Here is a 16,793-nt window from a genome sequence, read left to right on the forward strand (position 1 = left end):
AGCCAACACGAAGGTTCATCTTTGCCACCAGCACTTCGCGAGCTATCAGCCATCCTTGGTTATAAGCCTGAACACAAGTTTCATTCAGGCCACAGCACGTTCAAAAGACTAACGCTTGATGGCGCCGATGCAAGTGGAAGTTGCAACGGTACCGCTTGCAGGGTTTGCCAGGCCGTGCGCAAGCCCCGTACTACGCGGCTTGTGCACGCAAAAAGCCGTGAAGGCGTCTAGGGTGAAGCTCAACGCCGAGTGCACGCAGGTTTATGAACCAAGCCACCGGCCATAGGACTAATACGAAAGTGAGAGTTGGCAAGCGGTGAAATCACGATATGACTTTAGATTGCCGCGTGCGTGTCACACGCCGATAAATGTCAATATTTCGGCATATTTAACCAGCAGCGAATAGCAATAACGAAAGTTTGACAGCTAGCAACTAGCGGCACTTTAAAATCATTCCAGCCAGCGCCGGAAACCCCACCGGCAGGCCAGGGAAGGTATAGGTCGGGTCATCTGGAGAGTTCAATGAGTACTGTTGTTGCCATCGTAGAACGCATTGTTGGCCAGGTCGTTGCAGTGTCGCCGGAAGGCGTGCGACGGGTACTCGTGGAAGGTGACCGCCTGTACGTGGGCGAACAGCTGCTGACCGGGCCGGGCGGCGCGGTCACCCTGCAACTGCCCGACGGCCGCCACCTGGACCTTGGCCGCGACAGCCAGTGGAGCGCCGGCGAGCCCGACCACAGCACCGACATGTGCATGGCCACGGCGCAAAACGCGCCGTCGGTGGAGCAACTGCAACAGGCGATCGAGGCGGGCCTCGACCCGACCACCGCATTCGAGGCCACCGCAGCCGGCCCCGGCAACCCGGGCAGCGGCAGCGGTGCCCTGGGCGGCGGCCACAGCTTCGTCATCCTCGAGGAGACCGCCGGGGTGGTCGCCCCGAACGTGGGCTACCCCACCGTCCCCCTGGGGTTCAACGACGGGCTGAGCCCGGCACAGTTCACCAACCTCGACACCACCGGGCAAACGGCGGCGGCCGGTAGCCTCACCCCGCAGCCGCTGGAAACCGGCACTGCCGTGGTGCTGAGCGCCACACCGTCGATCAGCGAGGCTGGCGGCACCATCGTCTACGTGGCCACGGTGGGCCAGGCGCCGCTGAGCGACCTGACCGTGACGCTGTCCAACGGCGCGGTGATCGTGATCGCCGCCGGGCAGACCAGCGGCTCGGTAAGCGTGACGGTAGCGCCCAACAACACCGTGTACCTCGACGCCCATGACCTGTCGGCCAACATCACCGCCACCAGCGGCGGCGGGCTGAGCGTGAGCATCGACCACACCCCGGCCACCACCCGCGTGGTCGACACCGTCGACATCACCACGGCGACCCTCAGCGCCACGCCGGCCGTGACCGAGGGCGGCGTGGTCACCTACACCGTGACCCTGAGCAACCCGGCGCAAACGCCGGTTACCGTCGCACTGTCCAATGGCCAGACCCTGACCATTGCCGCCGGCCAGAGCAGCGCCAGCGTTACCGTGCAGGCACCCAACGACGCCTACAAGGGTGGCAGTAGCCTGAGCACCAGCATTACCTCGGCCAACGGCGGCAACTTCGAACACCTGCAGGCCAACACCACCCCGGCCAGCACCCAGGTCAGCGACAGCCTCGACACCACCACGGTGAGCCTGACGGCAACGCCGTCGGTGAGCGAGAACGGCACTATCGTCTACACCGCCAGCGTCAATGCGCCGGTCACCGGCACGCCGCTGGTGGTGAGCCTGGCCAACGGGCAGAGCATCACCATTGGTGTGGGCCAGAGCACCGGCAGCGTCAGCGTGCCGGTGGGCAACGATGTGTACCAGCAGCACGGCCAGGTGAGCACCAGCATCAGCGGGGTGGCCGGCGGCAACTACGAAAACCTGGTGGCCAGCCCGGCCCCGGCCAACACCACGGTCAACGATGTGCGCGACACCACCACGGTGACGCTGAGTGCCACGCCGAGCGTGGCCGAGGGTGGGCAGATCGTCTACACCGCGACCCTCGACCACCCGGGCCAGACGGATGTGACCGTCATTTTGAGCAACGGCCAGAGCATCCTCATCGCCGCCAACCAGACCAGCGCCAGCATCAGCCTGCCAGCCCCGGCGGACACCCCCTATGCCGATGCCGCGCTGGTCAGCGCGCGCATCACTGGCGCCAGTGGCGGCAACTTCGAGAACCTGGCGATCAATGCCACGCCGGCGGTCACCCAGGTGAGCGATACCCCGGATACCTCCACCGTGACGCTGACGGGCACCCCTTCGGTGGCCGAGGGCGGCACCATCGTTTACACCGCCACGGTGAATGCACCAGTGACCGGCTCGCCGGTGGTGGTCACGCTCGCCAATGGCCAGAGCATCACCATCCCCGTCGGCCAGAGCTCGGGCACCGCCACCGCTAGCGTCAGCGATGACGTGTACCAGGGGCATGCGCCGGTGACCAACAGCATCACCGGGGTGTCTGGTGGTAATTACGAGCACCTGGTCGCCGACCCGACGGGCGTCAGCACCACGGTCAGCGATGTGCAGAGCACCACCACGGTGACCCTCACCGCTACCCCTTCGGTGGCCGAAGGCGGCACCATCGTCTACACCGCCACGGTCAACGCACCGGTGACGGGTTCGCCGGTCGTGGTGACCCTGACCAACGGCCAGACCATCAGCATCCCGGTGGGCCAAAGCTCGGGCACTGCCACGGGCAGCGTGACCAACGATATCTACCAAGGGCATGCGCCGGTTACCAACAGCATCTCCGGCGTTTCCGGGGGTAACTTCGAGAATCTGGTAGCGAACCAGAATCCGGTCAGCACCACCGTTACCGATGTGCAGGACACCACCACGGTGACCCTGACCGCCACCTCTTCGGTCGCCGAAGGCGGCACCATCGTCTACATCGCGAGCGTTGACGCGCCTGTTACTGGCTCACCGGTGGTGGTGACCCTGACCAATGGCCAGACCATCACCATCCCGGTCGGGCAAAGCTCGGGCACCGCTACCGCAGTGGTCAGCGATGACGCCTACCAAGGGCATGCGCCGGTCAGCAACAGCATCTCCGGGGTGTCTGGCGGCAACTTCGAAAGCCTGGTGGGCAACCCGGCACCGGCCAGCACCACGGTCACCGATGTGCAGACCACCACCACCGTGACGCTGACTGCCACACCTTCGGTGGCCGAGGGCGGCACCATCGTCTACACCGCGACCGTGAATGCGCCGGTGACCGGTTCGCCGGTGGTGGTGACCCTGGCCAACGGCCAGACCATCACCATCCCGGTCGGCCAAAGCGCCGGCACTGCCACCGGAACCGCCAGCGACGACGTGTATCAAGGGCACGCACCGGTCAGCAACAACATCACCGGTGTGTCCGGCGGCAATTACGAGCACCTGGTCGCAAACCAGGACCCGGTGAACACCACGGTCACCGACGTGCAGACCACCAGCACGGTGACCCTCACCGCCACGCCGTCGGTGGCCGAGGGTGGCACCATCGTTTACACCGCTACGGTCAGCGCGCCGGTGACCGGCTCGCCCGTGGTGGTCAACCTGGCCAATGGGCAGACCATCACCATCCCGGTGGGCGCAAGCTCCGGCACCGCCACGGGGGCGGTGACCAACGATGTGTATCAGGGCCATGCCGCGGTCAGTAACAGCATCACCGGGGTGAGCGGGGGCAGCTACGAGCACCTGGTCGCTGACCAGAACCCGGTCAGCACCACCGTCACCGATGTGCAGGACACCACCACGGTGACCCTGACCGCCACCCCTTCGGTGGCCGAAGGCGGCACCATCGTCTACACCGCGAGCGTCGGCGCACCGGTCACGGGCTCGCCTGTCGTGGTTTCGCTGGCGGGCGGCCAGACCATCACCATCCCCGTCGGCCAGAGTTCCGGCACCGCCACGGGCACGGTGACCAACGATGTCTACCAAGGGCATGCACCCGTTACCAACAACATCACCGGCGTGTCCGGCGGCAGCTATGAGCACTTGGTCGCCGACCAGAACCCGGTAAGCACCACCGTCACCGACGTGCAGGACACCACCACGGTGACCCTGACCGCCACCCCTTCGGTGGCCGAAGGCGGCACCATCGTCTACACCGCCTCGGTCGGCGCACCGGTGACAGGCTCGCCGGTGGTGGTCACCCTCGCCAATGGGCAGAGCATCACCATCCCGGTCGGGCAAAGTTCGGGCACCGCCACCGAAGCTGTGACCGACGATGTCTATCAGGGGCATGCTGCCGTCACCAACAGCATCACCGGTGCGTCCGGTGGCAACTTCGAAAACCTGGTGGCCAACCAGACGCCGGTCAGCACCAGCGTGACCGACGTGCAGAGCACCAGCAGCGTGACCCTTACCGCCACCCCTTCGGTGGCCGAGGGCGGCACTATCGTCTACACCGCCACGGTCAGCGCACCGGTTACAGGCTCGCCTGTGGTGGTGACCCTGGCAAACGGCCAGACCATCACCATCCCGGTTGGGCAAAGCTCGGGCACCGCCACCGGGGCGGTGACCAACGACGTGTACCAGGGCCATGCGCCGGTCAGCAACAACATCACCGGCGTGTCCGGCGGCAGCTATGAACACCTGGTGGCCGACCAGACCCCAGTCAGCACCAGCGTTACCGACGTGCAGGACACCACTACCGTCACCCTGACCGCCACGCCCAGCGTGGCCGAGGGCGGCACCATTGTTTACACGGCGACCGTCAATGCACCGGTCACAGGTGCGCCTGTGGTGGTAAACCTGGCCAATGGCCAAACCATCACCATCCCGGTGGGCCAAAGCTCGGGGACCGCCACGGGCGCTGTGACCAACGACGTGTACCAGGGCCACGCGCCGGTGAGTAACAACATCACCGGCGTGAGCGGCGGCAACTACGAGCATCTGGTGGCCGACCAGAGCCCGGTCAGCACCAGCGTTACCGACGTGCAGGACACCACCACGGTGACCCTCACCGCCACCCCTTCGGTCGCCGAAGGCGGCACCATCGTCTACACCGCCACGGTCGGCGCGCCGGTGACGGGTTCGCCGGTGGTGGTCACCCTTGCCAACGGGCAAAGCATCACCATCCCGATCGGGCAAAGCTCCGGTACCGCCACCGAGGCGGTGACCGATGACGCCTATCAAGGCCATGCGGCGGTCAGCAACAACATCACCGGGGTTACTGGCGGTAATTACGAGAGCCTGGTGGCCAACCAGACACCGGTCAGCACCACGGTCACCGACGTGCAAACCACCACCACGGTGACCTTGACCGCCACCCCGAACGCCGCCGAGGGCGGCACCATCGTGTACACCGCGACGGTCAATGCACCGGTCACAGGCTCCCCCGTGGTGGTCACCCTGACCAATGGCCAGACCATCACCATCCCCGTGGGGCAAAGTTCAGGCACTGCCACGGGTGCCGTGACCAACGACGTGTACCAGGGCCATGCGCCGGTGACCAACAGCATCTCCGGCGTGTCCGGCGGCAGCTATGAGCACCTGGTGGCAGACCCCAGCCCGGTCAGCACCGCCATCAGCGATGTGCAGGACACCACCACGGTGACCCTGACCGCGACGCCTTCGGTCGCGGAGGGCGGCACCATCGTCTACACCGCCAGCGTGGGCGCGCCGGTGACTGGCTCGCCGGTGGTGGTAACCCTCGCGGGCGGCCAGACCATCAGCATCCCGGTCGGGCAAAGTTCGGGCACCGCCACGGGCGCGGTGACCAACGATGTGTATCAAGGCCATGCGCCGGTCAGCAACAGCATCACCGGCGTGAGCGGGGGCAGCTACGAGCACCTCGAAGCCAACCAGACCCCGGTGAGCACCAGCGTCACCGATGTGCAGGACACCACCACCGTCACCCTTACCGCCACGCCTTCGGTGGCCGAGGGTGGCACCATCGTGTACACCGCAACGGTCAACGCACCGGTTACAGGCTCGCCGGTCGTGGTGACCCTGACCAACGGCCAGACCATCACCATCCCGGTTGGCCAAAGCTCGGGCACGGCCACGGGCAGTGTGACCAACGATGTCTACCAGGGGCATGCACCGGTCGCCAACAGTATCTCCGGGGTTTCCGGGGGCAACTACGAGCACCTGGTGGCCGACCAGACACCGGTCAGTACCACGGTCACCGATGTGCAGGACACCACCACGGTGACCCTCACCGCCACGCCCAGCGTGGCCGAGGGCGGCACCATCGTTTACACGGCGAGCGTGAATGCACCGGTCACAGGCTCGCCTGTGGTGGTAAGCCTGGCCAATGGCCAAACCATCACCATCCCGGTTGGGCAAAGCTCGGGCACCGCAACCGGCGCGGTGACCAATGACGTCTATCAGGGCCATGCGCCGGTCAGCAACAACATCACCGGGGTCAGTGGCGGCAGCTACGAGCACCTGGTGGCCGACCAGAACCCGGTCAGCACCACCGTCACCGATGTTCAGGACACCACCACCGTCACCCTCACCGCCACACCCAACGTGGCCGAGGGCGGCACCATTGTTTACACGGCAACCGTCAATGCGCCGGTCACTGGCTCCCCCGTGGTGGTGACCCTCGCGGGCGGGCAGACCATCACCATCCCGGTTGGGCAAAGCACCGGCACCGCCACTGAAGCGGTGAGCGACGACGCCTATCAAGGGCATGCCGCGGTGAGCAACAGCATCACCGGGGTTTCTGGCGGCAATTACGAGAGCCTGGTAGCCAACCAGACGCCGGTCAGCACCACGGTCAGCGACGTGCAAACCACCACCACCGTTACGCTGACGGCAACGCCCAGCGTGGCCGAGGGCGGGACGATCATCTACACCGCGTCGGTCGGGGCGCCGGTGACCGGCTCGCCGGTGGTGGTCACGCTCGCCAATGGCCAGAGCATCACCATCCCGGTCGGGCAGAGCTCGGGCACCGCCACCGGCGCGGTGACCAATGACGTCTATCAAGGCCATGCGCCGGTCAGCAACAACATCACCGGGGTCAGTGGCGGCAGCTACGAGCACCTGGTGGCCGACCAGGACCCGGTCAGCACCATGGTTACCGATGCTCAGGACACCACCACCGTGACCCTGACCGCCACGCCAAGCGTGGCCGAAGGCGGCACCATCGTTTACACGGCAACCGTCAATGCGCCGGTGACCGGCTCGCCGGTCGTGGTGAGCCTGGCCAACGGCCAGACCATCACCATCCCGGTTGGCCAGAGCTCCGGCACCGCCACCGGCGCGGTAACCAACGACGTGTATCAGGGCCATGCACCGGTCAGCAACAGCATCACCGGGGTTTCGGGTGGTAATTACGAGCATCTGGCCGCCGACCAGACCCCGGTCAGCACCACCGTGACCGATGTGCAGGACACCACCACTGTCACCCTCACCGCCACGCCCAGCGTGGCTGAAGGCGGCACCATCGTTTACACCGCGACCGTCAATGCGCCGGTCACAGGCTCCCCTGTGGTGGTTTCGCTCGCGGGCGGCCAGACCATCACCATCCCTGTCGGGCAAAGCTCCGGCACCGCCACTGGTGCCGTGACCAACGATGTCTATCAAGGCCACGCGCCGGTCAGCAACAGCATCACCGCCGTCAGCGGGGGCAACTACGAAAACCTCGAGGCCAACCAGAACCCGGTCAGCACTACCGTCACCGATGTGCAGGACACCACCACGGTGACCCTGACTGCCACCCCTTCGGTGGCTGAAGGCGGCACCATTGTCTACACCGCAACCGTCAACGCACCGGTGACCGGCTCGCCGGTGGTGGTAACCCTCGCGGGCGGCCAGACCATCAGCATCCCGGTCGGCCAGAGCTCGGGCACCGCCACCGGGGCGGTGACCAACGACGTGTATCAAGGGCATGCGCCGGTCAGCAACAACATCACCGGCGTCAGCGGCGGCAACTACGAACACCTGGTCGCCGACCAGAACCCGGTCAGCACCACGGTTACCGATGTACAGGACACCACCACCATCACCCTTACGGCGACGCCAAGCGTGGCCGAAGGCGGCACCATCATCTACACCGCCTCAGTCGGGGCGCCGGTCACAGGCTCTGCAGTGGTGGTGACCTTGGCCAACGGCCAGACCATCACCATTCCGGTCGGGCAAAGCTCCGGCACCGCCACCGAAGCGGTGACCGACGATGCCTACCAAGGGCATGCAGCGGTCACCAACAGCATCACTGGCGCATCCGGGGGCAGCTTCGAAAGCCTGGTCGCCGACCAGACGCCCGTCAGCACTGCGGTCACCGATGTGCAGACCACCACCACGGTGACCCTGACCGCCACCCCGTCGGTCGCCGAAGGCGGCACCATCGTCTATACCGCGACCGTCAACGCACCAGTGACCGGCTCGCCGGTGGTGGTGACCCTGACCAATGGCCAGACCATCACCATCCCGGTCGGGCAAAGTTCCGGCACTGCCACCGGTGCCGTGACCAACGACGTGTATCAAGGCCATGCGCCGGTCAGCAACAGCATTTCCGGCGTATCCGGCGGCAGCTACGAGCACCTGGTGGCCAACCAGGACCCGGTGAGCACCACGGTTACCGATGTTCAGGACACCACTACCGTGACCCTGACGGCGACCCCGAGCGTGGCCGAAGGCGGCACCATCGTTTACACCGCGACCGTCAATGCACCGGTCACAGGTTCGCCCGTGGTGGTGACCCTCGCGGGCGGCCAGACCATCACCATCCCGGTTGGCCAGAGCAGCGGCACCGCCACTGGGGCTGTGACCAATGACGTGTACCAAGGCCACGCGCCGGTCAGCAACAACATCACGGGTGTGAGCGGCGGCAACTACGAAAACCTGGTGGCCAACCAGGACCCGGTGAACACCACCGTCACCGATGTTCAGGACACCACCACCGTCACCCTGACCGCCACGCCAAGCGTGGCTGAGGGCGGCACCATCGTTTACACCGCGACCGTCAATGCACCGGTGACCGGTTCGCCCGTGGTGGTGACCCTGGCAAACGGGCAGACCGTCACCATCCCGGTCGGCCAGAGCTCCGGTACGGCCACGGGGGCCGTGACCAATGACGTGTACCAAGGCCACGCGCCGGTCACCAACAACATCACCGGGGTGTCCGGCGGCAACTACGAGCACCTGGCTGCCAACCAGGACCCGGTCAGCACCACCGTCACCGACGTGCAGGACACCACCACCGTCACCCTGACCGCTACACCTTCGGTCGCAGAGGGCGGCACCATCGTCTACACCGCAACCGTCAACGCACCGGTGACCGGCGCCCCCGTGGTGGTGAGCCTGACCAATGGCCAGACCATCACCATCCCGGTGGGCCAGAGCAGCGGTACCGCAACCGGGGCCGTGACCGATGACGCCTACCAAGGCCACGCACCGGTCAGCAACAGCATTTCCGGTGTAACTGGCGGCAACTACGAGAGCCTGGTCGCCGACCAGAACCCGGTGAGCACCACAGTCACCGATGTGCAGACCACTACCACGGTGACCCTGACCGCCACCCCTTCGGTGGCCGAAGGCGGCACCATCGTCTACACCGCGACCGTCAATGTGCCGGTGACCGGCTCGCCGGTGGTGGTGACGCTCGCCAATGGCCAGAGCATCACCATCCCGGTTGGGCAGAGTTCCGGCACGGCCACCGGGGCCGTGACCAACGACGTGTACCAAGGCCACGCGCCGGTCAGCAACAACATCACCGGCGTCAGTGGCGGCAACTACGAGCAGTTGGTGGCTGACCAGAGCCCGGTAAGCACTAGCGTCACCGATGTACAGGACACCACCACCGTTACCTTGACGGCGACGCCAAGCGTGGCCGAGGGTGGGACGATCATCTACACCGCCAGCGTGGGTGCACCGGTGACTGGCTCGCCGGTCGTGGTTTCGCTGGCTAACGGCCAGACCATCACCATCCCTGTCGGTCAGAGCACCGGCACCGCCACCGGTGCCGTGACCAATGACGTCTACCAAGGCCATGCGCCGGTCAGCAACAACATCACCGGCGTCAGCGGCGGCAATTACGAAAACCTGGTCGCTAACCAGAACCCGGTCAGCACCACCGTCACCGATGTGCAGGACACCACCACCGTCACGCTGACCGCCACGCCCAGCGTGGCCGAAGGCGGCACCATCGTGTACACCGCCAGTGTGGCGGCGCCGGTTACTGGCTCGCCGGTGGTGGTCGCGCTGAGCAACGGGCAAACCATCACCATCCCGGTGGGCCAAAGCTCCGGGACCGCCACCGGCACCGTGACCGATGACGTCTACCAAGGCCATGCACCGGTCAGCAACAGCATCACCAGCGTCACCGGCGGCAACTACGAGAGCCTGGTGGCGGACCAGACGCCGGTCAGCACCACGGTCACCGATGTGCAAAGCACCACCACGGTCACCCTGACCGCCACCCCAAGCGTTGCCGAGGGTGGCACCATCACCTACACCGCCACGGTCGATGCACTGGTCACTGGCAGCCCGGTCACGGTGACGCTGACCAACGGCCAGACCATCACCATCCCGGTGGGTGAGAGCTCGGGCACCGCCACGGGCGCGGTCAGCAACGACGTCTACCAGGGCCATGCACCAGTAACCAACAGCATTTCCGGGGTGTCCGGCGGCAACTACGAGCATCTGGTGGCCAACCCGAACCCGGTCAGCACCAGCGTGACCGATACCCAGGACACCACCACGGTATCGCTGTCGGCGACGCCGAGCGTGGATGAAGGTGGCCAGATCACCTACACCGCCACCTTGACCAGCGCGGCCCAGTCCGATGTCACCGTGACCCTGAGCAACGGTCAGAGCATCACCATCGCGGCCAACCAGACCTCGGGCAGCGTCACCGTGGCTGCGCCGGGCGACGACCCGTATGTCGATGCCGGGCAGGTCAGCGCGCACATTACCGGGGCTTCCGGGGGCAACTTCGAGAACCTTGCGGTAAACAATACGGCGGCGGTGACCCAGGTTGCCGATACCACCGACACCACCACGGTCACCCTGACCGCTACGCCGAGCGTGGCCGAGGGCGGGACGATCATCTATACCGCCAGCGTTGGCGCTCCGGTCACTGGCTCGCCCGTCGTAGTATCGCTGGCAAACGGGCAGACCATCACCATCCCAGTCGGCCAGAGCTCCGGCACGGCCACGGGTGCTGTGACCAACGACGTCTACCAAGGTCACGCGCCAGTTACCAACAACATCACCACCGTTAGCGGCGGTAACTACGAAAATCTGGTCGCTAACCAGAATCCGGTCAGCACTACCGTCACCGATGTTCAGGACACCACCACGGTGACCCTGACCGCCACGCCGAGCGTGGCTGAAGGCGGGACGATCATCTACACCGCCAGCGTGGGGGCTCCGGTGACCGGTTCGCCGGTTGTGGTTTCGCTGGCAAACGGGCAGACCATCACTATCCCGGTCGGGCAGAGTTCCGGCACTGCCACGGGTGCCGTGACCAACGATGTCTATCAAGGTCATGCGCCGGTCAGCAACAACATCACCGGGGTGTCCGGCGGCAATTACGAGAATCTGGTCGCTAACCAGGATCCAGTCAGCACTACCGTCACCGATGTTCAGGACACCACCACCGTTACCCTGACGGCTACGCCGAGCGTGGCCGAAGGCGGGACGATCATCTACACCGCCAGCGTGGGGGCTCCGGTGACCGGTTCGCCGGTTGTGGTTTCGCTGGCAAACGGGCAGACCATCACTATCCCGGTCGGGCAGAGTTCCGGCACTGCCACGGGTGCCGTGACCAACGATGTCTATCAAGGTCATGCGCCGGTCAGCAACAACATCACCGGGGTGTCCGGCGGCAATTACGAGAATCTGGTCGCTAACCAGGATCCAGTCAGCACTACCGTCACCGATGTTCAGGACACCACCACCGTTACCCTGACGGCTACGCCGAGCGTGGCCGAAGGCGGGACGATCATCTACACCGCTTCGGTTGGCGCACCAGTCACCGGCAGCCCGGTCGTGGTCAGCCTGGCCAACGGCCAGACCATTACCATCCCTGTTGGCCAAAGTTCCGGCACCGCCACGGGCGCCGTGACCAACGACGTCTACCAAGGCCATGCGCCGGTTAGTAACAACATCACCGGCGTGTCCGGCGGCAACTACGAGAACCTGGTCGCTAACCAGGATCCGGTCAGCACTACTGTCACCGATGTGCAGGACACCACTACCGTTACCCTGACCGCCACGCCGAGCGTGGCCGAAGGCGGGACGATCATTTACACCGCCTCAGTCGGGGCACCAGTGACTGGCTCGCCGGTCGTGGTTTCTCTGGCCAACGGGCAGACCATCACCATTCCTGTGGGCCAAAGCTCTGGTACTGCCACGGGTGCTGTGACCAACGACGTCTACCAAGGCCATGCGCCGGTTACCAACAACATCACTACCGTTAGCGGCGGTAACTACGAAAATCTGGTTGCCAACCAGAATCCGGTCAGCACCACCGTCACCGATGTACAGGACACCACCACAGTCACACTGACAGCTACGCCGAGCGTGGCCGAGGGCGGCACCATCATTTACACCGCTTCGGTCGGGGCTCCTGTGACTGGTAGCCCGGTCGTAGTGAGCCTCGCCAACGGCCAGACCATCACCATCCCGGTCGGCCAAAGTTCCGGTACAGCCACAGGTGCGGTGACCAACGACGTCTACCAAGGCCACGCGCCGGTGACCAACAACATCACCGGCGTATCCGGCGGCAACTACGAGAACCTGGTCGCCAATCAGGATCCGGTCAGCACCACTGTCACCGATGTGCAAGACACCACCACCGTTACCCTTACTGCCACGCCGAGCGTGGCTGAAGGCGGGACGATCATCTATACCGCCAGCGTGGGTGCGCCGGTGACCGGTTCACCGGTTGTGGTTTCGCTGGCCAACGGGCAGACCATCACCATCCCCGTCGGGCAGAGCTCCGGCACGGCCACGGGAGCTGTGACCAACGACGTCTATCAAGGCCACGCGCCAGTTACCAACAACATCACCACCGTTAGCGGCGGTAACTACGAAAACCTGGTCGCCAATCAGGATCCGGTCAGCACTACTGTCACTGATGTGCAGGACACCACCACTGTCACCCTGACCGCTACGCCAAGCGTGGCCGAAGGCGGGACTATCATTTACACCGCTTCGGTCGGAGCACCAGTGACTGGCTCGCCGGTCGTGGTTTCTTTGGCCAACGGGCAGACCATCACCATTCCCGTGGGCCAGAGTTCTGGTACTGCCACGGGCGCTGTGACCAACGACGTCTATCAAGGCCACGCGCCAGTTACCAACAACATCACCGGCGTTAGCGGCGGCAATTACGAGCACCTGGTCGCTAACCAGAATCCGGTCAGCACCACCGTGACCGATGTGCAGGACACCACCACGGTGACCCTGACTGCCACGCCAAGCGTGGCCGAGGGCGGCACCATCATCTACACCGCGTCGGTCGGTGCTCCGGTCACTGGCAGCCCGGTCGTGGTGAACCTCGCCAACGGCCAGACCATCACTATCCCGGTCGGGCAAAGCTCCGGCACTGCCACGGGTGCGGTGACCAACGACGTCTATCAAGGTCATGCGCCGGTCAGCAACAACATCACTGGCGTATCCGGCGGCAACTACGAGAACCTGGTCGCCAATCAAGATCCGGTCAGCACTACCGTCACGGATGTTCAGGACACCACCACCGTTACCCTGACGGCTACGCCGAGCGTGGCCGAAGGCGGGACGATCATCTATACCGCCAGCGTTGGTGCTCCGGTCACTGGCAGCCCGGTCGTGGTCAGCCTCGCCAACGGGCAAACCATCACCATCCCGGTCGGGCAGAGTTCAGGCACGGCCACGGGTGCTGTGACCAACGACGTGTATCAAGGCCACGCGCCAGTTACCAACAACATTACCGGCGTTAGCGGCGGTAACTACGAAAATTTGGTCGCCAACCAGAACCCGGTCAGCACAACGGTCACTGATGTGCAGGACACCACCACGGTGACCTTGACCGCCACGCCAAGCGTGGTCGAGGGCGGCACCATCATCTACACCGCGACCGTCGGGGCTCCGGTCACCGGCAGCCCGGTCGTGGTCAGCCTGGCCAACGGGCAGACCATCACCATCCCGGTCGGCCAAAGTTCCGGCACCGCCACTGGCGCGGTGACCAACGATGTCTACCAGGGCCATGCACCGGTTAGTAACAACATCACAGGCGTATCCGGCGGCAACTACGAGAACCTGGTCGCCAATCAAGATCCGGTCAGCACTACCGTCACGGATGTTCAGGACACCACCACCGTTACCCTGACGGCTACGCCGAGCGTGGCCGAAGGCGGCACCATCATTTACACCGCTTCGGTCGGCGCACCAGTGACTGGCTCGCCGGTCGTGGTTTCGCTGGCCAACGGGCAGACCATCACCATCCCGGTCGGCCAGAGTTCCGGTACCGCCACCGGCGCTGTGACCAACGACGTCTACCAGGGCCATGCTCCGGTAACCAACAACATCACTGGCGTATCCGGCGGTAACTACGAAAACCTCGTAGCTAACCAGAATCCGGTCAGCACCACCGTCACCGATGTTCAGGACACCACCACGGTCACCCTGACCGCCACGCCAAGCGTGGCCGAGGGCGGGACGATCATCTATACCGCCAGCGTGGGGGCACCGGTGACTGGCTCTGCGGTCGTGGTTTCGCTGGCCAACGGGCAAACCATCACCATCCCGGTCGGCCAAAGCTCCGGCACGGCCACCGGCGCGGTGACCAACGACGTCTACCAAGGTCACGCACCAGTTACCAACAACATCACCACCGTTAGCGGCGGTAACTACGAAAATCTGGTCGCCAACCAGAATCCGGTCAGCACTACAGTGACCGATGTTCAAGACACCACCACCGTGACCCTGACCGCTACGCCAAGCGTGGCCGAAGGTGGCACCATCATCTACACCGCCAGCGTGGGTGCCCCAGTAACTGGCTCACCGGTCGTGGTATCACTGGCAAACGGCCAAACCATCACTATCCCAGTCGGCCAAAGCTCAGGCACGGCCACGGGTGCTGTTACCAACGACGTATACCAAGGCCATGCGCCGGTTAGTAACAACATCACCGGGGTGTCCGGCGGCAATTACGAGAACCTGGTCGCCAACCAGGACCCGGTCAGCACTACCGTCACGGATGTTCAGGACACTACGACTGTCACCCTGACCGCTACGCCGAGCGTGGCCGAGGGCGGGACGATCATCTACACCGCCTCGGTAGGTGCACCAGTGACTGGCTCGCCGGTCGTGGTTTCGCTGGCCAACGGGCAAACTATCACCATTCCCGAGGGCCAGAGTTCTGGTACTGCCACGGGCGCCGTGACCAACGACGTCTACCAAGGCCATGCACCGGTTACCAACAACATCACCGGGGTGTCTGGCGGCAATTACGAAAACCTGGTCGCTAACCAGAACCCGGTTAGCACTACCGTCACGGATGTTCAGGACACCACCACCGTTACCCTGACGGCTACGCCGAGCGTGGCTGAAGGCGGGACGATCATCTACACCGCCTCGGTTAGCGCACCAGTCACCGGCAGCCCGGTCGTGGTCAGCCTGGCCAATGGTCAGACCATTACCATCCCGGTTGGCCAAAGCTCAGGAACCGCCACGGGCGCTGTGACCAACGATGTCTACCAGGGCCATGCGCCGGTTAGTAACAACATCACCGGGGTGTCCGGCGGCAACTACGAGAATCTGGTCGCCAATCAGGATCCGGTCAGCACTACCGTCACCGATGTTCAGGACACCACCACCGTTACCCTGACTGCCACGCCGAGCGTTGCCGAAGGTGGGACGATCATTTACACCGCCTCGGTAGGTGCTCCGGTGACTGGAAGCCCGGTCGTGGTGAGCCTCGCAAACGGGCAAACCATCACCATCCCCGTTGGTCAAAGCTCGGGGACGGCAACCGGCGCCGTGACCAACGACGTCTATCAAGGCCACGCGCCAGTTACCAACAACATCACCGGCGTTAGCGGCGGTAACTACGAAAACCTGGTCGCCAATCAGAACCCGGTCAGCACAACCGTCACTGATGTGCAGGACACCACCACCGTCACCCTCACCGCAACGCCAAGCGTGGCCGAGGGTGGGACCATCATTTACACCGCCAGCGTAGGCGCACCAGTGACTGGCTCGCCGGTCGTGGTTTCTCTGGCCAACGGGCAAACCATCACCATTCCTGTGGGCCAAAGCTCAGGCACCGCCACGGGCGCCGTGACCAACGACGTCTACCAAGGCCATGCGCCGGTGACCAACAACATCACCGGTGTGTCCGGCGGCAACTACGAGAACCTCGTTGCCAACCAGAACCCGGTCAGCACTACCGTCACCGACGTGCAGGACACCACCACCGTCACCCTGACCGCCACGCCAAGCGTGGCCGAAGGTGGCACCATCATCTACACCGCCAGCGTGGGCGCTCCGGTTACCGGCAGCCCGGTCGTAGTGAGCCTCGCCAACGGCCAGACCATCACTATCCCTGTCGGGCAGAGCTCCGGCACCGCCACAGGCGCCGTGACCAACGATGTCTACCAAGGCCACGCGCCGGTGACCAACAACATCACCGGCGTCAGCGGTGGCAACTACGAGAATCTGGTCGCCAATCAGAACCCGGTCAGCACCACCGTGACCGATGTGCAGGACACCACCACCGTCACTCTCACCGCCACGCCAAGCGTGGCCGAGGGCGGCACCATCATCTACACCGCCTCGGTAGGTGCTCCGGTCACTGGCAGCCCAGTCGTGGTCAGCCTCGCCAACGGGCAGACCAT

The 16,793-nt window shown here is 64.7% G+C and carries 1 protein-coding gene; it reads left to right on the forward strand.

The annotated features are described in order from the left end of the window. Nucleotides 1-522: 522 nt before the first annotated feature. A partial coding sequence (locus ACI2KK_RS25535) for an immunoglobulin-like domain-containing protein (protein WP_404671144.1) occupies nt 523-16,793 on the forward strand: 16,271 nt, incomplete at its 3' end.

Source organism: Pseudomonas sp. NPDC089406, from assembly GCF_044900265.1.
Classification (GTDB): domain Bacteria; phylum Pseudomonadota; class Gammaproteobacteria; order Pseudomonadales; family Pseudomonadaceae; genus Aquipseudomonas; species Aquipseudomonas fakonensis.